Raw genomic sequence first — 23,287 nt, forward strand, 5'->3', positions numbered from 1 at the left:
CTTTCCTTAGGCCTAGTCGGTACCTCTCTGGCATCTCTATCATCCAAATCGCCTTGTCCATGAAAAATGGGCCACTCCGAAGGAGTGGCCCAAGTTGGGGAGGAAACGCCCCTGAGGGACTGGTGAAATCGGATCAGGCGGCAACCTGTTCGATTGGTGAACATGGCAAGCCGAGACTCTTCGCCACGGCCTTGGAAGTTAGCCGCCCGCGATGGACATTCAGCCCCGCACGCAGATGCGGATTTTCGAGCACGGCTTCGAATCCCTTGTTGGCGACGGCCAGACCAAATGGCAGCGTGGCGTTGTTCAATGCCTGGCTCGACGTTAGCGGCACAGCTCCCGGCATGTTGGCGACGCAATAATGGATGATGCCATCCACCTCGTAAGTCGGATCGGCGTGCGTCGTAGGACGCGATGTCTCGAAGCATCCGCCCTGGTCGATTGCTACGTCGACGATCACAGCTCCCTTGCGCATCGAGCTCAACATGCCGCGGCTGACGAGTTTCGGCGCGCTCGCACCTGGAACGAGCACTGCGCCAATAACGACGTCTGCGGCAAATACCTCGTTCTCGAGCACGTCTATCGTGGAGAACCGGGTACGGACACGTCCTTCGAACAGCTCATCCAGTTCACGAAGCCGCGGTATCGACCGATCAACGATAGTGACCTCGGCGCCCAGGCCCACCGCCATGCGTGCTGCATGCGTACCGACGACCCCGCCCCCGAGCACCACGACGCGAGCCGGTTGAACGCCCGGAACACCGCCCATCAACAGACCTCGCCCACCCGCATATCTCCTGAGCGCCGCACCTGCAGCTTCGATCGCCAGCCGACCCGCGACCTCGCTCATTGGCGCAAGCAATGGAAGTCCGCCGCGCGCATCGGTGACGGTTTCGTAGGCGATCGCTGTGCATCCGGACTTCAGGAGACGCTTGGCCTGCTCTGGGTCGGGCGCCAGATGGAGATAGGTGAACAGGATCTGGGTCTCTCGGAGCAGCGTCCATTCTGAAGGCTGGGGTTCCTTTACCTTGACGATCATGTCGCTTGACGCAAACACGTCGCGCGCGGAGTCTAGAATCGTTGCACCAGCCCGGCGATAGTCGTCGTCCGTCGCGCCGATGCCGGCACCTGCATTGGTCTCGACAACGACGCCGTGGCTTGCCGCCACATATTCGCGGACGGCGCCAGGCGTCAGGCCTACGCGATACTCATGCGTCTTGATTTCCTTGGGCACACCAATTTTCACCGGCAACCTCCTTGAGACAAGCTTGCGAAGCGGAACGCGAAATCGTGCAGAGCTTCAGCAACACCTAATGAGACAGCGCAAGATTCCAAAGAGGACGTTGCGATATCCATCTGACGACCTTGACGCTGACTACAACGTATCTCGGGTCCGGCCGCATTGCGCAGTCAAAGTGAAGCAAAGTTCGGCACGATGTTGCATTGAAGATGCGTTAGAAGAAGTAATGTGCGGTGACCGCACGCTCTCGCAGCCATCGAATCCGCTCGGCCGCGGACATCCTATCTTGATCTTCTGATTTCGGCGGCGCCCGATCAGGCGCTGAAGGCATTACGCAATCTGCTCGAACGTGCCGCCAAATGCGGCACACGAAGAATTCATGCACTGTGGCGTTTCAGCGATAGAATCCGAGAACGGCCTTGGTCTCGAGATATTCCTCGATGCCCTCAAGGCCGTATTCCCGGCCATTGCCGGAACGCTTGTATCCGCCAAAAGGTGCATTCGGGTCCCAGTCGGGAAAGTTGAGATGAACCTGACCGGACCGGATCTGCTCGGCCACGGCCCGCACGGTCTCCATACCAGTGCCTTGCACGTGGGCGCCGAGGCCGTAGACCGTGTCGTTGGCAATCTCGATTGCCTCATCCACGCTGTCATAGGGTATGATCGAGAGTACCGGGCCGAAGATTTCCTCCTGCGCGATCCTCATGTCGCGACGGACGTTCGAGAAGATCGTCGGCCGCGCATAGAGTCCGACCTGCAGGTCGTCCGGCCGCCCCGGTCCGCCGATGACGAGCTTGGCGCCCTCCTCCAGGCCGATCCCGATCATGGCCTGGACTCGCTCGAACTGCGGCCGGTTGGCGATCGGGCCATGGGTCGTGCTTTCCGCGAGGGGATCGCCGACCACCAATTCGGAAGCTGCCGCCGCGGCGAGAATCTCGACCTCCTTCATCTGTGAGCGGGACACGAGCATGCGCGTCGGTGCGCTACAGGATTGGCCGAGATTGCGGAAGGCGGCGCCGACGCCGAGCGGAACAGCCCGGCCCAGATCGGCATCCGGCAAAATGATATTCGGCGACTTGCCGCCGAGTTCCTGGGCGACGCGCTTCACCGTGGGCGCCGCCGCTTGCGCGACAAGAACCCCCGCGCGCGTCGAGCCGGTGATCGAGATCATGTCCACCTGCGGATGCGACGCTAGAGCGCCGCCCACGGTTGGACCTGTGCCGTTGACGAGGTTGAATACGCCGGGCGGACAGCCGGCGTCGTCCATCACCTCAGCGAACAGCAAGGCGCTGAGCGGCGACAATTCGCTCGGCTTCAACACGACAGTGCAACCCGCCGCCAGCGCCGGTCCGACCTTGGCTGTGATCTGGTAGAGCGGCCAGTTCCAGGGCGTAATGAGTCCACAGACGCCGATCGCCTCGCGTAGGATCGCGGTGCTGCCGCGCGGGGTGACGAACGGATAGGTCGCGAGATTGGCGCGCGCGACCCGGATATGTTCGGCAGCCAGCGGCACTTGGGCGCGACGCGCGTAGGTGATGGCGGCTCCCATCTCGCATGTGAGGGCCTGCGCGAACAGCTCCAGCCGCTCGAGCAGCAAACCATGGACCCGGTCGAGCAGCGCCGCCCTCTCAGCAGGTGGCGTCATGGACCAGCCGGCGAAGGCTCGTCTCGCGGCCGCGACAGCGCAGTCCACATCCCCGCCATCCCCGAGCGCGACTTCGGCGATCGGCTGCTCGGTCGCCGGATTAACGACGCTCGCCGTGGCCGATCCGGTCGGCTTCCGCCATTCTCCATCGATGTAGAACTTGCCGAGCAAATCAGCGTCCATCAGGTGTCCAACCGGCGAAGTCATTGGAAGCGATCCTTAATGCGGTAGTAGGCGCCGACCAGCGGGAGGAACCAGGGCGGACCGAGATGGCCCGGAATGGCCGGCCACGCGAAATCTTTCCAAGGATTGAGCTCGGCGCGCCCGTCCATGACCTCAGCCATGATCGTCCCCATCAGGGTCGACATCTGGGTGCCGTGGCCACTGTAGCCCATGGAATAGTAGATGCCGTTGCGTTCGCCGGCGCGCGGCAGCCGGTCGCGCGTCATGTCGACCATTCCGCCCCAGCAATAATCGATACGCACGCCGCGAAGCTCGGGAAAGACGTCGTGCAACGCCGCCTGCAGGATGGCGCCGCTTTTTTCGTCCGACGCCGGATTGGAGATGGCGAAGCGCGCGCGGCCACCGAACAGCAGCCGGTTGTCGGGCGTCGTTCGGAAGTAGTTGACGAGGTTCTTGGTATCGACCGCCATCCGGCGGCGTGGCAGGAGCCGATCGAGGGCTGGGATGGGCAAGGGCTCGGTGACGATCAGGAAGGCGCCGACCGGCACGATCCGGCGCCGAATCCAACCCAGCGGTCCCGTATGCGAGATGCCGCTCGCAAGCAGAACCTGCGAGGCCCGTAGTCGGCCCTTGGATGTCTCGATCTCGTGGCCTCCGCCGGCGGCGGGCCGCAGGGCCGTCATCGTCGCATGCTCGTGGATATCGACCCCGCGCCGCGCGGCCGCTTCGGCAAGGCCGCGGACGAAGCGTCCGACATGCATGCCGGCGCTCTTGCGGTAGATGAGCCCGCCGTAATACCGCTTCGATCCCACCTCACCGACCAGATCGGCACGGCTCACCATCGCCGTGTCGGGATCGACAGTGGCGGCCAGCAATTCCTGGCTGCGCGCCAGCTTGTCGTAGTGCTCAGGCCTCGCCGCAAGCTTGATCTTGCCGACGCGCGCGAATTTGCAGTCGATGTTCTCCTCGGTCACCAGCCGCTCGACCATATCGACGCCGGCGTCGAAGGCCCGGTAGAGCCGGTCGGCGACGTCCTTGCCGAGCTTGGCCGAGAGCGTGCCGTAGTCCTGCGCGAACCCATTGTTGCACATCCCGCCGTTTCGGCCGGAAGCCGCGTGCCCGATCGTCTCGGCTTCGAGCAGCACGACGCGCGCGCCCTTCTTGGCGAGCGCCAGCGCGGCGGAAGAGCCGGTCAGGCCGCCCCCGATCACGGCGACGTCGTAAGAGCCCTCCACCGGCCCTGCGGCGGCGCTCGTGAATGGCTGCGATGTATCCAGCCAATAGGATGTGAGCTTCATATCGACCTCTGATCCTCGCGATGCGAATGCTGGGCACCCGCAAATCGTTACGGCGCAACTCTGTTCGAGAACCTACCAGCCGCGCATTCGCGGCCACTGAGCTTCGATTGTGTCGCTCCCGGCGGAGACGACATTGTACAACTCGTGTTGTGAGGCCGTCGCGCAGGCGTGATTGGGCAGGATCCTGACCTTCGCGCCGATCGACAGATCGGGCAAAGCGTGCGCCGCGCCGGACCGGATGGCGAGGATGCCGTGCTCCTGGCTCGCCTGCGCGACGATCAGGTCGGGATAGATCTTGCCGCAGGGATCGCAGACGAGGCCGTAGCCCTGGTCGATTCGCTGCGCCGCTGTGCCGCGGTCGCGCGACAGCGCCATCCAGCCGGCATCGACCAGAATCCAGCCCTTCTCAGGCTTCGTGCCGATCACCGTGGCAAGTACGGAGATCGCGATGTCGTCGGTCGTGCAGACACCGACACCGTGCATCACAAGATCGAAGAACATGTAGACGCCAGCCCGCATCTCCGTAATGCCGGTCAGGTCTTCGGCGAAATGGGCGGTGGGCGTCGAACCGACGCTCACGACAGGGCATTCGTGTCCGGCTGCGCGCAACATCTCCGCCGCGGCGACCGCCACGGCACGCTCGTTCTCCGCAGCCGCGATAAGGGCCTGGGGCGTGCACAGGCTGTAGGACTCGCCGGCATGGGTGAGAATGCCGGCGAGCTTGACGCCGGCCTCGCCCAGCGCAGCCGCGACGGCGATGAGCTTGGGATCGGTGGCGGTCAGCCCGCCGCGATGACCGTCGCAGTCGATCTCGATGAAGGCGGATGGCGTCACGCCAGCGGCGCGACCGGCCGTGCCGAGCATCGTCGCCTGTTCAGGCGAATCGAGCAGCACCTTGAGATCGATGCCTGCTTTCCGCAGACGCATTGCTCTCTCGGCAGCGTGCGGTGCAAGCCCCACGGCATAAGTCATGTCACGGACACCGTGCCGCGCGAAGTACTCTGCCTCCGCCAAGGTGGAGACAGTGATTGGCCCCGGCTCGGACCGATAGGCGCGTCGGGCGACGTCAATGGATTTGGCGGTCTTCATATGGGGACGCAGCACCACGCCTCGCGCGGCCATGCGAGAGGACAGACGGGCGAGATTGCGATCCAGCCGGTCAGTGTCGAGCAGGAGAGCCGGAGTTGCCAGCGTGCCCACCGTTGCTGCCGTCTCGCCATTCTGGATATTTGGTCCGCGCATCTCCTGCCGTAGCACTTCGCTCTCCCCTAGCCGAACGACTGGTTGGCGATCGCAAAGGTCCGCGCTGGCCCGGTCGACAGCGGCGGCGTCCCCAGAAGCATGGTGGTGGCATCTCCGACCTGCTGCAGACCGACGGCTTCGAGCCATTCTCCGAGCTGAGATGAGGCAGAGGTGTCGATCCGGACGAAAGCACGCCCGAGACCTGCGAGCGCAGCTTCGATCAGCGTGCGTGCATCGGTCGGGCTCTCGGCCACGACAGGGCCGATGACATGTCCGCGCCCGAAAAGGCGGGAGATAGCATAGCCGCTGGGTATGCCGTCGCGCTGCAGGACGTAGCCGTCGGCGCTCTGGACGAGCCGATCCAGCATCCGTTGCCTATCCAGACCAGTAGCCTCGCGATCGAGCCGCATTATCGCCTCGAAATCCGATGCAGCCATTGCCCTGACAAGGCTCGACGGCGGCGCCTTTTGGCGTTCCTCGCAAATTCCCTGGTGCTGGTGGATGACCCCAATAGGGACGAAGCCGCGCCGCCGGTAAAGCATGATGCCTTCGGCCGTGGAATTCAATGTGATGGTTCGTGGATACGCCGACGCGAGCAACGCATCCATGAGCCGCGCCCCGTAGCCACGGCCCTGAGCGGCCTTCGCAATGATGATCATCCCGGCGGAAGCATGGGTCTCGCCGTACGGCCACCAGGCCGCGGTCCCGATCACCACACCGGCGCGCTGCAGAACAAAGCCATGGCCCAACTGCAGCGCGAAATCCCAATCCTCGAACCGATAGGGCCAAGACATCTCTTGCGAGAGCTTCAGGGCGCCTTCCAGATGCGCTCTGGCGAATGGAAGCAGGACCACGTCCTGATTGACACGATCTCCGGGCCGGTACGCTGCGCTTGTCATGATGCGTCGATGTTTCTTGCTCGGAGTTGCCCGACTAATCCCGAGTGCCTGACAGGGTGAGGACCATCGGATGATCCTCGCGTAGCCTGGAGCGTAGCTTGGACCCCACAGCATTACGCAATCGGACTGGAGCAAAGTTCGGCATAGTATTTCATTGATGATGCGGCAGGAGGGTCAATCTGCCATCAGCGGCTGGCACGCCACAGCGCGATCCGATCACGCATGCGATAGCCCTGAATGAAGGCAGGCATGAACCACGGATTGCCTCGATAGAGTGGGATGAATGCCGGCGGCCGGAAGTCAAAGGCGGTGCGCGCCTGCTCCTTGTGACCCATGAGCTTGTGGGCCGCATGCATACCGATCCACGGTGCCCAGACTACGCCGGAACCGCAGAAGCCAGTGGCATAGACGATGCCGTTCTTCTCGAAGATGCGGGGAATCATGTCGCGGTTCATTGCCACATTGCCGAACCAGCTGTGCGAAAGGCGAACATTCTCCAGTTCGGGAAAAAGGTTCACCAACCCCTTACGCAGAAGCAGCTTCGGAGCGACGGGATCGCCGACGCGGGAGCTATCACGTCCACCCAGCAGAATACGTCTGCCGTCGGGTGAGGGTCGGTAATAGAAGCCGACCTCCCGGTTCTCGGTGATCATCATGCGTTTCGGCATCAGCCGCGCCATGGCTTCGGGCGCGAGCTCCTCGGTCGCAATGATCCGGCTGCGAACCGGGACCAGCCTGCGGCGCAGGAAAGGCACGGCACCATCGGTGTAGCCGTTGGTACAAACCAGCACCTGACGCGCCTGCACCGATCCGGCTGCGGTGACGACGCGGAATCCGGAGGCATCCCCCTCTATTGAGATGACCGGTGTTCGGCCGTGGACCGTCAGTCCCGATGCGAGCGCAACGCGCAGGAGTTCGGCGTGGAATTTCGCCGGGTGCAGCCCGCCGATATCCATCCGAACCGTGCCACCGCGATAGACATCGGTGCCGATGTAGCTGCGTTGCTCGGGATACGGAACCGCGTAGGACTCGATCCGCAGTTTCTTCGCCAGGGTCTCCGCGCTGCGCGCCATGGCTTCGTATTGTTCATAGCCGAAGGCGCCTTTGAACTGTCCGACAGCCTGGAAGTCGCACGCGAGCCCTTCCGTCCTGATGAAATCGTACAGGAATTCGCGCGCGCTCTTGCCTTCCGCCTCGATTGCCAGCGCCGTCTCTTCGCCGAACCGTCGCGTGAGCGTCGCGTAGTCCGGCCGAATGGTTCCGCTGGTGATTCCACCGTTGCGCGTCGAAGCTCCCTCTCCCGGGTTCATTGCGTCAAACGCTGCGACCGAGCGCCCCTCGCGCGCCAGCACCAGCCCGGCCGAAAGCCCGGCATAGCCCGCACCCACGATCAGCACGTCGAGCTTCTTGGACAATGGCTGCTGAGGCAGCGGCTTAAGCGGAGCGGCTTCCCACCAATAGGGCGTCGCCTTTTCGTCAACTCTCGGCGCGAGCATGGCGTTTGCTTCTCATATGTTCAACTGTGGCTTGGCTCAAATTGTCAAATGTGGTCGTCTCGAACGTCGAGGGCGTCTCGCAGGCCGTCGCCGATGAAGTTGAAGCTCGTTACCGCAATTGTAATTGCGGCACCGGGGATGATGGCGAGCCATGGAGCGCTGGCCAGATATTGCTGGGCGCCGTTGAGCAAGTTGCCCCAGCTGGGCATCGGCGGCTGGATTCCGTAGCCGAGAAAGCTGATATAGGCTTCCAGAAGAATCGCGCGAGCGACCGCCAGGCTCGCGGCGACGATGATTGGACCTATCGCATTGGGCAGGATCTCGCGGAACATGATATGCCTGCGGCTCAGCCCTACCATGCGCGCAGCCTGGACGAACTCGCGCTCGCGCAGCGAGCGGACCTCGGCCTCGACGATTCTGGCGGTCTCCATCCAGCTCGTGACGGCAATGATCACGGTGATCATCACCGGGCTGGGCCGCAGCGTTGCGGCCAGCGCCAGGACGAGGAAGATCGAGGGATAAGAAAGGAAGCCGTCCACGGTGCGCATCAGCGCCGCGCCGACCCAGCCGCCGCGATATCCGGCCGTCACGCCGACCAGCGTGCCGATCAGCGTTGACAGCAGCATCGCGGAGAAGCCGACCAGCAGCGAGACACGCCCGGCCATCAACAGCCGCGCAGCCAGATCACGCCCCAGCGGATCGGTGCCGAAGTAGTGATTACCGCTGAGAGGTGGAGCAAAGCGGGCGCGCAGATCGATTTGGAGCGAGTCGTATGCCAAGGCATAGGGACCGATGGCGCACGCCAGCACAAGTAGGGTGATCATCGCGATCCCCACGAGTGCCAGATGATGGCGCATGAAGCGGTACACCGCACGGCTGTGCCACCAGCGAATCGGAGCTGCGTGCGCGACGATAGCGGTCATATCTGCTGCCTCCTGTAAACAGGCGTGAGTCCGCGGGGTCAGGCCAAGCGGATGCGCGGGTCGACGATAGCGATGACGATGTCTGCGATCAGGTTGCCCAGGACGACCAGGATGGCCGAGAATATCAATAGCCCCATTACGACCGGATAGTCGCTATAACCGAGGCTATCGAGAAACAACCGACCCATTCCCGGCCACGTGAAGACCGTCTCAGTGACCAATGCGCCGGTCAGAATGCTGGGCAGTTGCATCCCTGCCAGCGTGATCATCGGCAACAGCGCATTGCCGACGACATGCCTCAGCAAGATGCGGCGCTCGCTTACGCCTTTGGCACGGGCCGTCTTGACGAAATCCTGGCTTAGCGCATCGAGTGTCGCCGTGCGCATGTAGCGGCTCCAGATCGCGACATGAACCAGCGACAGCACCAGGCTTGGCAGGATCAGGTGATGCAGATAGTCCAGCACCGAGCCGTCGCCGATCGTGTACATGTTACCTGCAGGAACCCACCCGAGTTTCAATGTGAAGATGTAGATGCCGATCAGGCCGAACCAGAAAGTCGGGACCGACAGCGCGATCATGGCGCCGACCGTCGCGCAATAGTCGAAGAGAGAATAGCGGTGGGTGGCACCGCGGATGCCGATCCAGGAACCAATCGCGATCGCCAGTGCGGTAGACGTCCCCATGAGCAGCAGCGTCGCCGACAGATGCCGACCAATCACCGCCAGCACCGAAGAGCCATCGCGGAAGGAGTGTCCCCAGTCGCCCTGAACCAACCGCCAAGCCCAATCGAGATACTGAATCCATAGCGGCCGGTTCAGCCCTAGCTGCTCTACGAGTCTCTCGACGTCCTTCTGGCTCATGCCAGGATCGAGCCCGAATTGCGCAAGAGGACCGCCCGGCATGAGGTTGAGAACCGTGAATCCGATGATCGAGACGATCACCAGCAGGACGATGCTCTGCGAGAGACGATTGAGCAGGAACCCGGACATTCGAGTCTCCATGTTACCTTGACGGTGCAGTCGGTCGCCGTCCTTCCGGCTATGCAGGTCTCGGACGGTGGTACGTCAACTCGCCCAATACCAAGCCAGCGCGTTCCAGGATTCCGTGCGCGTGTTGCCGTTCGGAACGACGCCCGAAATGCCTTTCTTGTGACCCTGGACCGCATTGCTCTGATACAGCGGAAGGAAGGGCAGGTCCTGGCGGACAAGCTCTTGTACGCGATGATAGATTGCGCGCCGCGCTTCCGGATCGAAGGTGCGAGCTCCCTTGTCGAGCAAGGCATCGACTTCCGGATTGGCGTACTGCGCGTTGTTCGAACCACGCCCGCCCTTTGCGGCGATCGAACGCGAGTGCAGGCGATTGGTGACATCGGGGTCAGCCCCGATCAGATACGTGCTGCCGACTATCACGGAATCGAACTGCGATTGCTGCCAGAACTCGCCCCACATCACGGCGGCGGGCAGGTTCGATATCTTCATCTCGACGCCCAATTGCGCAAATGTCTGCTGCAGGAACTGCTGCGCCTGCTCGCGAAGCGGATCGCCTGACGTGGTCGAGTTGGCGAAGGACAGGCGGACGCCGCCTTTGCCACGAATGCCATCTCGTCCAGGCACCCAGCCGGCCTTGTCGAGGATCTTGCGCGCGCGGTCCAGATTGTATTCGTGTGCCGGCAGGTTGGAGTTGTAGTACAAGGATTGTTTCGGCATGAAGGTCTCTGTCGGCGCCGGCACTCCGTAGTAGAGCCCCTGGATGATCGCCTCCTTGTCGATCGCCGCGTAGAGCGCCTCGCGAACCGCCAGTTCCTTGAATTGGGGACGCTCGAGGTTCAGGTAAAAGGACTCGAATGAGGCCCTTGGGACCAGGGTCACAACGCGGTTCGGCAGCGTCTTGGCTTCCCGATAGTGGTCAGGGGTGATGTAGGGCTGCCCCACAAGATCCACATCGCCGCTCTTGAACTGAGTGTAGAGGACGGTGAGATCGGGAATGTATTTGAAGACCAGCCTCTCGATGTGAGGGCCTTCACCGAAATAGTCGAGGTTGGCCACGAGTTCGAGATGATCGCCCGGGACCCGCTTGCCCCACTTGAATGCGCCGGTGCCGACCGGAGCCTGATTGAAGGCTGCGTTGCTTGGGTTGGCCTCCTTCTCTAGGAGGTGCTTGGGGACGATAAAAGTTTCGGTCAGGAATGACAAATATGGTGCAAAGGCCTCTTCCATTCGCCACGAGATCTCCGAGGGCGAGATCACCGTAATGTCGCGCACGAGCGCATGCCCGGCGGTGCGCCAACTCCGGAAATTGGGATTCGTGATCAGTTCGAGAGTGAACTTCACGTCTTCGGCGCTGAAAGGCTTGCCGTCGTGCCATCGGACATCGTCACGCAAGCGAATGCGCCATTTGAGACCGTCCTCCGAAATGCCGCCGTTCTTCTGGCTCGGCACTTCCACGGCAAGGTTTGGCTGAATGACGCCTTGTGGATCGATGCGGAAGAGCGCGTCAAAAACCGAGAAATGCACCCCATCATCGACTTCAATGTGCGCCATCAGCGGATTGAAGACGGTCGGCTCCTGCCCAAGTCCAACGATTATACGGCCGGTCGGTTTTGGGGATGTGCGAGCGACGGCGGGCTTGCCCAAGAGATGGGGCGCGAAGAAGCCGGCTGCTCCGCCGATCGCCAGCACTCGCAGAGCATCACGCCGAGAGTAGGTCGATGTAGTCGCAGAACGCTTGGTCATAACGTCTCTCCTCCCTTGTGATGTTCTTTACGGATTTGCTGCATGTTCGAGCATGCTACCCGCCTGCTCTCCCGGGATCGCCGCTACCAGTTCTCGCGTGTAGGCGGATTTCGGGTCGAGGAAGATTTGCGACGGCGGTCCCCGTTCGACGATCTGTCCTCGATGCATGACGGCGATTTCATCGCAGATCTGGCTGGCGACGCGCAGATCATGCGTGATGAAGATCATCGAGACGCCGGTCTCCCGCTGAATCTGGTCCAGCAGCTTCAAGATCTGAGCCTGGATCGACACGTCGAGCGCAGAGACCGCTTCGTCGGCAATCAGCAATTTTGGCCTGAACATCAGCGCCCGGGCGATGCCGATGCGTTGGCGCTGCCCGCCGGAGAACTCGTGCGGATAACGGTCAAAGGCGCCTGAGTCCAGACCGACATGGGACAGCAGCTCCCGCGCCCGCTCACAAGCCTCGCTGTAGAGTATCCCATGCGCGACCGGACCGACCGTGAGAATGTGCCCGACCGTCGATCGCGGGTTGAGCGATGCAAAAGGATCCTGGAAGATCATCTGGATTTTTGGCCGCAGCGACCGAAACTCGGCTTCGGAAAGCCCGGCAATGTCGCGGCCTTCGAACAGAATCGAGCCGCTATCGCACGCCATGAGCTTGATCAGCAACCGACCGAGCGACGATTTGCCCGAGCCGCTCTCCCCGACAACGCCCAGCGTGCGCCCCGACGTGAGATCGAACGTGACGCCATTGACCGCAGGCACGATGCGCCGCTTGCCGAAAAGCGCGCTGCCACTGCGATAGGTTTTTGCGAGCCGTTCAACTTTCAGGATGGGCACCCGGTCCGCAGCATGCAAGGGAACACGGTCCTTGCCGGTCAGGTGCGGCACAGCCGCGATCAGGCGTCGCGAATAGAGATGACTGGGCGACTTTAGTACCTGCTCGGCACCGCCCTGCTCCACGCAACGGCCCTTTTCCATCACGACAACGTAGTCGGCAATCTGCGCCACAACTCCGAAGTCGTGGGTGATGAACATGACGCTCATTCCCTTGCGGCGCTGAATGTCGCGGATCAATTGCAGGATCTGCGCCTGGGTCGTCACGTCCAGCGCGGTGGTCGGCTCGTCCGCAATCAGGATCGCGGGCTCGAGAGCCAAAGCCATGGCGATCATTACCCGTTGCCGCTGGCCGCCCGAAAGCCGGAATGGATATTGGTGATACATAAGCTGCGGATCGGGCAGGCCCACTTCAATCAACAGGTCGATGGCCCGGCTGCGACGGGATTTCGGCGTCCCAACATCGTGGACCGCCATCACCTCCTCGATCTGCGCACCCACGGTCATCAGCGGGTTGAGTGCCGAGAGAGGGTCCTGAAAGATCATCGACACGACCCGGCCGCGCAGGCTGCGGAGTTTATCGGGCGAGAGACCAACGATGTTCATTCCATCGAGGTGGACCGCACCCGAAGAGACACGGATTACTTTCGGCAGGAGCCCCATGATCGCATTGGCGGTAACCGACTTACCCGATCCAGATTCGCCGATGATGCACAGAATCTGACCGCGCATCAGATCGAAGGAGATGTTCTCGACGGCGTGGGCCCGCTCCATTCCTCCCGGCAGACTTACGCTAAGCTCGCGCACCGAGAGCGCCACATCGGCGGGGGTTACAGCCTGGATGCCAGAGCCCATAGGGCCATCCTCCCCTTTCAACCGGGTCCGATCATTCTGCTGCGCGCCGGGCCTTCGGCTCCTTGCGTTCCCGCGCTCCCTGGGCAGTTCAACAACTCGCCGCTCAAATTGCCATTCCTTCATTGGAGGCTGGGACATGATTCAGGCCTGCTTGCGCAATAAGCAAGATCGGTTGCTCAGAAGACAACACCGGCCAGGTTGGCCACCGCCATCGCGAGGAAGCCCATAGAGCGTCGCCAGCTCTATCGCTTCGGCCAAGGTCTTTTCCTGGACAAGGCTCATGCAGTTCGCTCCTCGGATATCGACCCATTGATCGAGATTGAATGGTTCTCCTGATTTTGACGACTTCAGTCACCCTGGAGTCGCCGAAACGCGGCATTCGGGCAGCATGAACTTCTGAAAACGAAGTCCGATTTGGCATTTCAGTCTGCATCGCGAGACCCGCTGACGCGCGGCGGATGCACGCTTGTTCTTGGCCGCCCCGATTGCGGAGAGAGTGCGTCGGTCTCCACACTGCGACATCGGTGCAAGCCAACTATTCTCGCAATAATAGCCTGTGTCCAAGGCAGCAAACGGCAGGAAATTCCGTCCCATCACGAAAGTCCGCGGGGCCTGCCGCACTTTCTCCGCTAGGTTACGGCAACCCACGGGAGGTCCCCGCCCAATGAGCGCGCCGCTCATGCATATCGAATCCAGTCCATCCCTGCCTCGAGAGGCAGACGTCGTCGTCATTGGCGGCGGAGTGGTGGGCGTGTTCACGAGCTACTATCTCACCCGTCGCGGCCTCAAGGTCGCGTTGCTTGAAAAGGGCCGTGTTGCTGCCGAGCAGTCCAGCCGCAACTGGGGATGGTGCCGCCAGCAGAACCGCGATGCGCGCGAGTTGCCGATTGCGACCAAGAGCCTCGATCTCTGGGGGAGAGTTGCTCAGGAGACCGGTGAAGATACGGGTTTCCGCCGCTGCGGCCTCTTATATTTGTCGAACGACGAAAATGAGCTTGAGGCCTGGGCCAAATGGCGAGATTTCGCCAGGACCATGGGCGTTACGACGCACATGTTGAGTGCGGAAGAAGCGAACGAGCGAGGCAAGGCGACGGGCCGCAAGTGGAAAGGTGGCGTCTTCTCTCCAACCGACGGGACGGCAGATACCTCAAAGGCCGTTCCCATCGCCGCGCGCGCGATCATGGCGGCGGGTGGCACTGTGCACCAGTATTGCGCGGCGCGCGGCATAGAACTCAGCGCCGGCCGGGTCGATGGAGTGGTGACCGAAGCGGGCACGATCCGGACGAAGACGGCGGTTATGGCAGGAGGCGCGTGGGCCTCTTCGTTCTGCAACCAGCTTGGAATTCGCTTTCCACAGGCGTCCGTACGCCAGTCCATTCTCGCCGTGGCTCCTGGCGCGGCAAGCCTGCCTGATGCCTTGTACACTGCGCTGGTGTCGCTCACGCGACGCGGCAACGGCGGATACACGCTGGCAATCAGCGGGCGCGCGCGAGTCGACCCCACACCGCAGCAGTTCAGGTTCGGCCGCGAATTCCTGCCAATGTTCGCCCGTCGGTGGCGAAGTCTTAGCGCTGGGGCCTTCGAGGGCTTGCGGCAAGGGCATGAATCCTTGGCGAAATGGGCCCTCGATGAGGTGACCCCGATGGAACTGAACCGGACACTCAATCCCCGTCCCGACATGAGGCAGATTCGGCTAACACATCAACGAGCTTGCGAGTTGGTACCCGAACTCCGATACGTCGCAATCTCAAACGTCTGGGCCGGTTACATCGACAGCACACCCGACGGCATTCCGGCAATCGGTGAAGTTGAATCGATTCCAGGGTTCATCCTTGCGGCGGGGTTCAGCGGCCACGGTTTCGGGATTGGGCCTGGGGCGGGGCATATGATCGCCGACATCATCACCGGTCGCGCGCCGATCGTCGACCCGCGTCCCTACAGGCCGGAGCGGCTGAAAATGAGCGCCTGGGGCAAGGTCAGCGAGTTCTAAAACGCAGTTTCCGCCGCCGGTGGGAAAAGATGCTGGTTGATGCTATGACACTGCCTATGACGCTGAAGCCTCACAGCCCTGACGCCCTTGTCGCCCTCATCTCATGGCATTGCTATGAAGCTCGATAAGATCGACATCAGGATTTTATGCGAACTGCAGAAGAACGGGCGTGTTTCCAACGTCGAGCTCTCGGAACTGATAAACCTTTCCCCAAGCCCATGTCTGATGCGGGTCAAGAGACTCCAGACAGAGGGCTTCATCACCGGCTATTCCGCCCAGATCGACGTTTCCAAACTCGGACAAACTCTGACCGTGTTCGCCGAAATCACCCTGAAGAATCACCGGCAAATTGATTTCGCTCGCTTCCTCACGACCATCGAGAAGATCGATTCCGTTGTCGAATGCCATCTTGTTTCAGGCGGGTACGACTATCTCGTGAAATTCATCACCGCAGGAATCAGCGAATACCAGGCGGTCATGGAACGTCTCGTCGAGATGGACATCGGCATCGACAAATACTTCAGTTTCGTCGTACTGAAGTCCCCGATTGTGAAATCCTACTTGCCTCTCGAGAGCATATTCAACGGCTAGAGAGCAGGCGCGGTGTTTATCCTTTCATGGCCGCGCGGACGTCCTTGTCTTCGAGCGTCTGGTCGAGCGTACTCCTTGTCCGTTCGATGATGCCGTCGATGTCCGCATCCGTGCAGCAGAGCGGCGGCGCAAAACCCAGCACGCCCTGGGCAAAGGCGCGGATGACGAGGCCATTGTCCCATGCGCGGTCAAAAATACGGCGCGCCGCGTCGGCTTCCGTCGGCAGGGGCGTCTTGCGCTTCTTGTCGGTAACAAGCTCGATTGCGGCCAGCATGCCGCGACCACGGACATCGCCGACAAGCGGATGATCGGCAAGCGCGCGAAGACCTTCCATCAGGCGGTGCCCCGCCTTCCGGCCGTTTTCCAGCAGGCCGTTTTCATAAAGGTCAAGGCATGCAAGCCCGACGGCTGCGCTGACGGGATGTGCGGAATAGGTGTAGCCGTGGCCAACGGCCGTCTTGCCGGCGCCATCGGCAATTGTGTTGTAGACGCGGTCGGACATGAGAATGGCCCCCATCGGCACATAGCCCGACGTCAGTCCTTTTGCCGTTGTCATGAGATCCGGCACGACATCGTCCTCTTCACAGGCGAACAGCGGACCGACGCGGCCAAAGCCGGTAATAACCTCATCGGCAACAAACAGAATATCGTGCTCCTTGCAAACAGCCTGCATTTCCTTCAGCCACGACGGCGGCGGAACGAGGACGCCTCCCGAGCCCTGGATCGGCTCGACATAGAAGGCAGCAACGCGATCAGCGCCCAGTTCGGATATCTTGGCCTGCAGGGCCGCGACCGACGCAGCAATGATAGCCTGGGGATGGGTACCAACCGGATTGCGATAGGCATAGTGCGAGGGAATCTTGTGCTGCCAGCTATAAGGTACTCCAAAACCCGTATGAAACGCCGGCAGCGCGGTCAAGCCAGACCCTGCCGTCGACGATCCATGGTAGCCATACTCGACGGAAATGAACTGGTCTTTCTGTGGCCTCCCCTTGGCATGATAATAGTACCGAATGAACCGGATCGTGCTGTCGACGGCATCGGATCCGCCCAACGTGAAGTAGACATGGTTCAGGTCACCAGGCGCCAATTCAGCCAGCCTGGCGGCCAGCCGGATAGCCGGGTCGGAGCCCAGTCCGAAATAACCCGTGGCATAGGGCAGCTCGCGCAGCTGTCTCGCCGCAGCTTCAACGATGCTGTCCTGTCCGTAGCCGGCATTGACACACCACAGACCAGCAAAGCCGTCGAGCAACTGCCGCCCGGAGACATCGGTCAGCGTCGCACCCTTTGCTGATTTCAGCACCCGCACGCCTTGCGCCTCATGGCTTCGATAAGATGAGACTGGGTGAATCAGATGCGCGCGGTCGAGTTCAATCAGCGAGTTGCTCAACATGTCGTCCTCCAGATCAACCCCGACGCTTATGCGGTCGTCCCGATGTTTTCGGGTCCAAAATAGGATGTCAAAGACAGCAGTTGCTCCTAAGCAGCATATCGACGGAGGAAGTTTTGCCTTTCGTTGACGATCGCCGCGGCATCTTATGCCGGCCTTGAGCGACGCACGCCATTGGCGCTCAAACTCGAAACGCCTCTTCGCGCAACTCTCTGCCAAAGCTCCAATCCGATACGACACAATCTGCTCCCGGGCCGCGCGACTGCGGTGCTTTATCTTGTCGGCTGCTCATTATGATGCTTGTCGTACCGGCAAGCGGTGCGTGAGGACGGAAGGATACGAGTCATGGCGACGTTTAGACCCAAATACATCACGTTCGACTGCTACGGCACGTTGACGAATTTCGACATGGCCGGCGCGGCAACGAGAGTCTATGGCTCCGAGCTCTCGTCGGCGGCCATGGCAAAGCTCATCAAGGATTTTTCGGCCTATCGCCTGGACGAGGTTCTCGGCGCCTGGAAGCCGTATTTCGAGGTCGTGCACAATGCGCTCGAGCGCGCGTGCAAGCGCAATGGTATCGCATTTCGGCCGGAGCATGCTCAGCGCATCAATGAAGAGATCCACACATGGGGTCCACATGCCGACGTCCCGGCGGGTCTGGCCAAGGTTGCCAACGAAATCCCGCTCGTCATCCTGTCGAATTCCATGAAGAACCTCATCATGTCGAACGTGGAGAAGCTCGGCGCTCCCTTTCACATGGTCATCACGGCCGAGGAGACCGGCGCCTACAAGCCGCAGATGAAAGGCTTCGAGTATATGCTGGACAAGCTGGGCTGCGGCCCGGAAGATATCACCCACGTCTCGTCCTCCTTCCGCTACGACCTGATGACCGCCTACGACCTCGGCATCAAGAGCAAGGTCTGGGTGAATCGCGGTCACGAGCCCGCGAATCCATTCTATGAATACACCGAGGTCGCTGGCATCGGCGGGCTTGCCGCGGCTGTCGGCCTGGAGCCCCTGCGCAAAAGCGCGTGAGCGCAATTCTCTTCAGGGTTCTCTCGCGCACGTCAGTTCTTACAAAAGCTTCAATAGAAATCGGCGCTGCGAATGAAAAAGGGGGCGGTTCGACCGCCCCCTTTCTTGTTTCAGGTACTGATTCGATGGGCCGATCAGTCCAGCCCGCCGACATGGAGCGCCTTGGTCTCGAGATATTCTTCTATCCCGAGCTGGGATCCCTCGCGTCCGAGGCCCGACTGCTTTACGCCGCCGAAAGGCGCAACCTCAGTCGAGATCAGGCCGGTGTTCAAGCCGACCATGCCGAATTCCAGCGCTTCGGCAACACGCCAGGAGCGCCTGAGGTTTTCAGTGTAGAAATAGGCGGCAAGGCCGAACGGCGTGCCGTTTGCGATCGCAACCGCCTCGTCCTCGGTCTCAAAGCGGAAAAGCGGTGCGACCGGGCCGAACGTCTCTTCTGAAGCGAGCAGCATCTCAGTGGTCGCGCCACCGAGCACGACGGGGCGCGCATATTGCCGGCCTTCCGGCACCGCTTCACTCTCCGAGATGATCTTTGCGCCTTTATCCAGGGCGTCCGTGACGTGCCGCTTGATCTTGTCGATCGCCGCGCCATTGATCATCGGCCCGATCGCGACTCCCTCTTCCGTACCGGCACCGACCTTCATTTTGGCAACCCGGCTGGCGAGCTTCTGTGCGAAGGCGTCGTAAATGCGTGATTGCACCAGAATGCGATTGCAGCAGACGCACGTCTGCCCTCCATTGCGGAATTTCGACGCAATCGCCCCCTCGACGGCCCGGTCGACATCGGCATCGTCAAAGACGATGAAAGGCGCGTTGCCGCCGAGTTCGAGGCTGAGCCTCTTGATGTTGTCAGCAGCGCCTTTCATCAGCAACGCGCCGACGCGGGTCGATCCGGTGAAGGAAATCTTGCGGACGGTTTCGTTGGCCATCAGTTCTTGGCCGATGTCTGCCGGCATACCCGTCACAATGTTGATCACGCCTGCTGGAATCCCGGCCTGCTCCGCCAGAACACCGATTGCAAGGGCCGAGAAAGGCGTAAATTCAGACGGCTTGATGACGACAGTGCAGCCCGCAGCAAGCGCAGGCGCCACCTTGCGCGTAATCATCGCGTTGGGAAAATTCCAGGGCGTGATGATCCCGCAGACGCCGACCGGCTCTTTCAGCACCAAAATGCGGCGATCGACAGTGGGCGAAGGGATCATCGATCCATTGATCCGCCGTGCCTCTTCCGCAAACCACTTGACGAAGGATGCCCCGTAACGGATTTCTCCGAGCGATTCAGCAAGCGGCTTGCCCTGCTCCAGCGTCAGCAAAAGCGCCAAGTCCTGCTCATGGCGCCGCATGAGCTCATACCAACGCTCCAACAGCACCGCACGCTCTGCATGGGCCTTTGTCCTCCAACTCTTGAACGCATCGGCCGCGACGTTGATTGCTTCCCTGGTCTCGTCACGCCCCATGTCGGGGATAGTGCCAATAACTTCCTGGCTGGCAGGATCGATGACATCAACGGTGCCTTTCGTACTCGCATCCCGCCAGTTGCCGCCGATCAGCGCTTGCTGGCGAAACAGATCTCTGTCCTTCAATGCAATCATCTACTCGTTCCCTTGCCTTCGGGGCCGACCCCGCGATCACTGCCCGGATTTGCGATGGCGAGACAAAGCCGCCTCATCCGAGCAATACAGGACCGCGCGCCGCATTTTTCATTGAGAATGATGTGTCTGGCCGCGTTGAATCTGGTCAGACGCGGCCCCGAAGGTCGAATATTCTGAGGGGCGTTTTTAGTGCTGCCCTCAGCATCGTCTCAGTCATAATGGCAGACGTAGATCTTTCGCACGGTCTCGATCGTGCGCCAGATCCCGACGAAGCCAGGTTTCATCACAAAGCTGTCGCCGGCGCGGTACCTCCGGGTCTCACCATCCTTTTCCTCGATTTCGATGAGGCCCGAGAGGATGTGGCAGAACTCGAAGGTGGTGCCCTTGATTGAATGGGTTTCGCCCGGCGTTGCTTCCCAGACGCCGGTCAGCACCTTCTCGTTCTTCGAGGCATCCTGCGCCCAAGTCTTGAACGATGGATTGCCTGAAATGAGCCGTTCCGGAGCGGGCACAGCGTTCTTCGGTGCGAAGTCCGGATTGGTGTCTATGGTGACCAGAAGTGACATGGCATTTTCCTGTTAGTAGCCGAGCGTTCGATCGACGAGGCCGATCGGATTTCTGCCGGCGCGATGGCGCCGGATGTTCTCTATGACGGCTTGTGCTGCCGTATACGGTTGCGTCACGGACGCGATATGCGGCGTTATGATCACCTTTGGATGAGACCAGAGCGCATGGCTTTCCGGCAGCGGCTCGGGATCGGTCACGTCGAGCATGGCCGCTGACAGGCGGCCGCTGTCGAGCGCCTCGATGAGCGCGCCTTGGTCAAGCTGCGGGCCGCGGCCGACATGCAGCAACCTCGCTCCCACTGGCAAAAGCGAGAAGAGCCTTGCGTTCAGGATGCCGCTCGTTTGCTCCGTCAGAGGAAGAAGACAGACGAGGATATCCGTTCCTTGCAGAAATTTGCCAAGCTGACCCTCGCCGTGGAAGCAGGTGACACCCTCGACCACCTTCTTGCTTCGGCTCCACGCGGCAAGGGGAAATCGAAAGGGCTTCAAGCGGTCGATCGCAGCTTGCGCCAACATCCCAAGGCCCAGGAAGCCCACACGACGGTCCGTCGCCTGAGAGCCAGCAAGAGCTTGCCACAGGCCTCTTCTCTGCTGCTCATGATATGCCAGCATCTCACGATGGAGCGTCAGCACACCAAGGACGACGTATTCCTGCATCATGCGTATGATGCCGTCCTCGACCATGCGCACGAGCTTCACGTGGCCGGGTATCGCCTCCGGCTTGAACTGATCCACCCCTGCACCGAGGGAAAAGAGCACTTCCAGATTACGAAAGCGCGAGACATCGTCCGGCACGTTCCAGGTCAGCAGGTAGCGTACCTTTTCCGGATCGATACATTCGCTATAATGGTAGAATTCCAGATCGGGGAGCTCGCGCGCAAAGACCTGACGGAAAATTGCGCCCCGAGCGGTATCGGAATTGAAAACAAACGCCATCGACGTGTTTCTCTCAGGTCCTCGCCGGCGACGCTGGGGCACTGAGACCCTCCCGCACCCTGGCACTATTTGCGTAGCCGACCGACCAAGGTGCGGTTTGCGTACTTCCGAGGGTTACAAATGCGACGAGCCTTGCGGGAATTTGGTCCCGCCTGCGCAAGTCCCGGATGTCGACAGGCTAACCGCAAGCAGGAGCTTTCCCTGCTGAATTGAGTTGCGCCATAGGCGGAACATTCCGAATAACCACCGCCAAACAGGCGAAACCTGCTGGCTTTCCGCGCTATGCTGCAGCAAGAGAGGGCTCGTGCGGTGACGCAGCAGAGGATCCACGGTGCGACATGCCGTGGGCTTTGAAGTCCCGCAAAGGAACGGATGAGCTGAATGGGACGAACGGTACGCGTCAAGTCCTTTGAACTGGCGGCGAAGGACATCAATGAAGTTGATGTGAAGCTGCTCCACGCGCTCTCTATTGGGGTCGGCTGGCCGCATCGACCTAAGGATTGGGATTTCTTGCGCCGCGCAGGTCATGGCATCGTAGCCGTCGATGGCATAGGGCGCGTCTTCGGCAGCGCGATGTGGTTTCCGCACGGGCGCGAATTTGCCACTGTCGGCTTGGTGATCACATCGCCCCGCACCCAGGCACAAGGTACCGGCCGGTGGCTCATGGAACAGGTGTTTGAGCGCTGTGGCGACCGGAATTTGAGCCTGAACTCGACCGATGCGGCGTATCACCTTTATCTTTCGCTGGGCTTCAGGAAAGAAGCGGTCGTATATCTGTGGCAGGGAGAGGTTGTGTCGCCACTCCCACCGGTGCCGGTTCTGGACGGTGAATTGAGGTCGCTGTCAGCCGAGAGTGTTGAAGAGATCGCAGCAGTGGATGAGCGCGCGTTCGGAACAAGCCGCCAGAAGCTGCTTGCATTGCTTTCGGAAGGTGCGTCAATCTGCGTTCTGCGCCGCGGCGGCGAGACGGTCGGCTACTCCATGAAGCGCGAATTCGGGCGTGGTCACGTGATCGGTCCGATCGTCGCCAGCAATGATCGTGACGCGATCCACCTTACGGCTGTGCATCTCAAGGATCTCGTCGGACGGTTCGCCCGCGTCGATACGCGGGAGCAGACGGGTCCCTTTGCCGACTTTCTTCAGCAGAGCCGCCTCGGGATGAACGACACCGTCACGACCATGTCCAAGGGACGGCGATTCCTGAACCGGAAGGACAACGAGCCGTGGGTCTACGGATTGGCCGGGCACGCCTTGAGCTGAAGCCGTGAGTCGACGCCCACCGGTGGCGAATCCCGCGCATGGATGCGCACCGCCGCCTCAATGACCTCGCTAGCCTGCCAACGAACTAACGAAGCCGTTGTCGGGTTTCAGGCGCGACCCGATACCGCTATCAGAGCATTCATTTGGCCCGACCTGATATCCTATTGACGATGCGGATAGGACCGACCTGCATCAATCTGATACGTGCGCTGTCGGGGGTATCTCCCATAGCAGCGCGGAACGCCTCGAACCTACCAGCCAATCTGCTCGCAATGGCAGCGGCCAATCCCAGACAAATGCATCATTCCGACCGGCCGTCCGATTCGTTCGCCGTTGGGAGGCGAGAATGGAGGCTGCTTTCATAACGAACTCAGTAGCTTAAGCGCTGGCTGGGGCGGGAGGGATCGAACCTCCGAATGGCGGAATCAAAATCCGCTGCCTTACCGCTTGGCTACGCCCCAACAGTGCGGGCCGGGGATCGGCCAGCACCGATCCGGGTCCGGCACCGCCGGTCTATAGAGGGAAACACGCCATTTCAACAGCCTGCCGGGGCCAATTTCACCCAAAATCGGCTCCG

At 61.1% G+C, this 23,287-nt stretch carries 18 protein-coding genes and 1 tRNA gene; 4 read left to right on the forward strand and 15 right to left on the reverse strand.

From position 1 onward, the window contains the following. Window positions 1-133: 133 nt before the first annotated feature. The 10 genes from ald to HCN50_RS03700 all read right to left on the reverse strand — a co-directional run bounded on the left by ald (window position 134) and on the right by HCN50_RS03700 (window position 13,350). Window positions 134-1,246, reverse strand: a complete 1,113-nt coding sequence (gene ald, locus HCN50_RS03655; protein ID WP_171708226.1) for an alanine dehydrogenase — start codon at window positions 1,244-1,246, stop codon at window positions 134-136. 388 nt (window positions 1,247-1,634) lie between these two features. Further along, window positions 1,635-3,092, reverse strand: coding sequence for an aldehyde dehydrogenase family protein (locus HCN50_RS03660; RefSeq protein ID WP_171708227.1), 1,458 nt, complete (start codon window positions 3,090-3,092; stop codon window positions 1,635-1,637). Next, window positions 3,089-4,366: an NAD(P)/FAD-dependent oxidoreductase gene (locus HCN50_RS03665; protein WP_171708228.1), complete on the reverse strand. Its 1,278-nt coding sequence runs from the start codon at window positions 4,364-4,366 to the stop codon at window positions 3,089-3,091. The genes HCN50_RS03660 and HCN50_RS03665 overlap by 4 nt, the downstream gene beginning before the upstream one ends. 72 nt (window positions 4,367-4,438) lie before the next feature. Beyond that, on the reverse strand, window positions 4,439-5,608 hold the full coding sequence (locus tag HCN50_RS03670; protein ID WP_171708436.1) for an alanine racemase: 1,170 nt from the start codon (window positions 5,606-5,608) through the stop codon (window positions 4,439-4,441). Window positions 5,609-5,634: 26 nt separating this feature from the next. Continuing rightward, a complete protein-coding gene (locus tag HCN50_RS03675; protein ID WP_235976717.1) occupies window positions 5,635-6,621 on the reverse strand; it encodes a GNAT family N-acetyltransferase in 987 nt (328 codons plus the stop codon). Between the two features lie 71 nt (window positions 6,622-6,692). Then, on the reverse strand, window positions 6,693-8,003 hold the full coding sequence (locus tag HCN50_RS03680) for an NAD(P)/FAD-dependent oxidoreductase (protein WP_171708229.1): 1,311 nt from the start codon (window positions 8,001-8,003) through the stop codon (window positions 6,693-6,695). 44 nt (window positions 8,004-8,047) lie between these two features. Then, window positions 8,048-8,926 (reverse strand): ABC transporter permease, encoded by an 879-nt coding sequence (locus HCN50_RS03685; RefSeq protein WP_171708230.1) that lies wholly within the window; start codon window positions 8,924-8,926, stop codon window positions 8,048-8,050. Between the two features lie 38 nt (window positions 8,927-8,964). Next, on the reverse strand, window positions 8,965-9,915 hold the full coding sequence (locus tag HCN50_RS03690; protein WP_171708231.1) for an ABC transporter permease: 951 nt from the start codon (window positions 9,913-9,915) through the stop codon (window positions 8,965-8,967). A 75-nt stretch (window positions 9,916-9,990) separates the two neighbouring features. Beyond that, window positions 9,991-11,658, reverse strand: coding sequence for a peptide ABC transporter substrate-binding protein (locus HCN50_RS03695; protein WP_171708232.1), 1,668 nt, complete (start codon window positions 11,656-11,658; stop codon window positions 9,991-9,993). Window positions 11,659-11,685: 27 nt separating this feature from the next. Beyond that, entirely contained in the window at window positions 11,686-13,350 is a 1,665-nt protein-coding gene (locus HCN50_RS03700; protein ID WP_171708233.1) for an ABC transporter ATP-binding protein, read from the reverse strand. Window positions 13,351-14,014: 664 nt separating this feature from the next. Between HCN50_RS03700 and HCN50_RS03705 the strand changes: the two genes are divergently transcribed. Together HCN50_RS03705 and HCN50_RS03710 are read left to right on the forward strand one after the other, a co-directional pair. Continuing rightward, the gene (locus HCN50_RS03705) at window positions 14,015-15,340 is read left to right on the forward strand and encodes an NAD(P)/FAD-dependent oxidoreductase (RefSeq protein ID WP_171708234.1); all 1,326 of its coding nucleotides are present in this window, start codon (window positions 14,015-14,017) and stop codon (window positions 15,338-15,340) included. A gap of 114 nt (window positions 15,341-15,454) precedes the next feature. Beyond that, window positions 15,455-15,931 (forward strand): Lrp/AsnC family transcriptional regulator, encoded by a 477-nt coding sequence (locus HCN50_RS03710; RefSeq protein ID WP_171708235.1) that lies wholly within the window; start codon window positions 15,455-15,457, stop codon window positions 15,929-15,931. A gap of 16 nt (window positions 15,932-15,947) precedes the next feature. On the opposite strand, the gene HCN50_RS03715 is transcribed toward HCN50_RS03710, so the two are convergent. Then, window positions 15,948-17,324, reverse strand: a complete 1,377-nt coding sequence (locus HCN50_RS03715) for an aspartate aminotransferase family protein (RefSeq protein ID WP_171708438.1) — start codon at window positions 17,322-17,324, stop codon at window positions 15,948-15,950. A 342-nt stretch (window positions 17,325-17,666) separates the two neighbouring features. Between HCN50_RS03715 and HCN50_RS03720 the strand changes: the two genes are divergently transcribed. Then, the gene (locus HCN50_RS03720) at window positions 17,667-18,356 is read left to right on the forward strand and encodes a haloacid dehalogenase type II (protein ID WP_171708236.1); all 690 of its coding nucleotides are present in this window, start codon (window positions 17,667-17,669) and stop codon (window positions 18,354-18,356) included. A gap of 134 nt (window positions 18,357-18,490) precedes the next feature. Here HCN50_RS03720 and HCN50_RS03725 read toward each other — a convergent pair whose 3' ends face one another. The 3 genes from HCN50_RS03725 to HCN50_RS03735 all read right to left on the reverse strand — a co-directional run bounded on the left by HCN50_RS03725 (window position 18,491) and on the right by HCN50_RS03735 (window position 21,450). After that, the gene (locus HCN50_RS03725; RefSeq protein WP_171708237.1) at window positions 18,491-19,948 is read right to left on the reverse strand and encodes an NAD-dependent succinate-semialdehyde dehydrogenase; all 1,458 of its coding nucleotides are present in this window, start codon (window positions 19,946-19,948) and stop codon (window positions 18,491-18,493) included. 209 nt (window positions 19,949-20,157) lie between these two features. Then, a complete protein-coding gene (locus HCN50_RS03730) occupies window positions 20,158-20,514 on the reverse strand; it encodes a cupin domain-containing protein (protein ID WP_171708238.1) in 357 nt (118 codons plus the stop codon). 12 nt (window positions 20,515-20,526) lie between these two features. Then, on the reverse strand, window positions 20,527-21,450 hold the full coding sequence (locus tag HCN50_RS03735) for a 2-hydroxyacid dehydrogenase (RefSeq protein WP_171708239.1): 924 nt from the start codon (window positions 21,448-21,450) through the stop codon (window positions 20,527-20,529). 381 nt (window positions 21,451-21,831) lie between these two features. On the opposite strand from HCN50_RS03735, the gene HCN50_RS03740 reads away from it, so the two are divergent. Next, entirely contained in the window at window positions 21,832-22,710 is an 879-nt protein-coding gene (locus HCN50_RS03740) for a GNAT family N-acetyltransferase (RefSeq protein WP_171708240.1), read from the forward strand. Between the two features lie 386 nt (window positions 22,711-23,096). Here the strand turns inward: HCN50_RS03740 and HCN50_RS03745 are convergent. Beyond that, a tRNA-Gln gene (locus HCN50_RS03745) sits at window positions 23,097-23,171 on the reverse strand. Between the last annotated feature and the right edge of the window lie 116 nt (window positions 23,172-23,287).

Source organism: Bradyrhizobium archetypum (assembly GCF_013114835.1).
GTDB lineage: Bacteria > Pseudomonadota > Alphaproteobacteria > Rhizobiales > Xanthobacteraceae > Bradyrhizobium > Bradyrhizobium archetypum.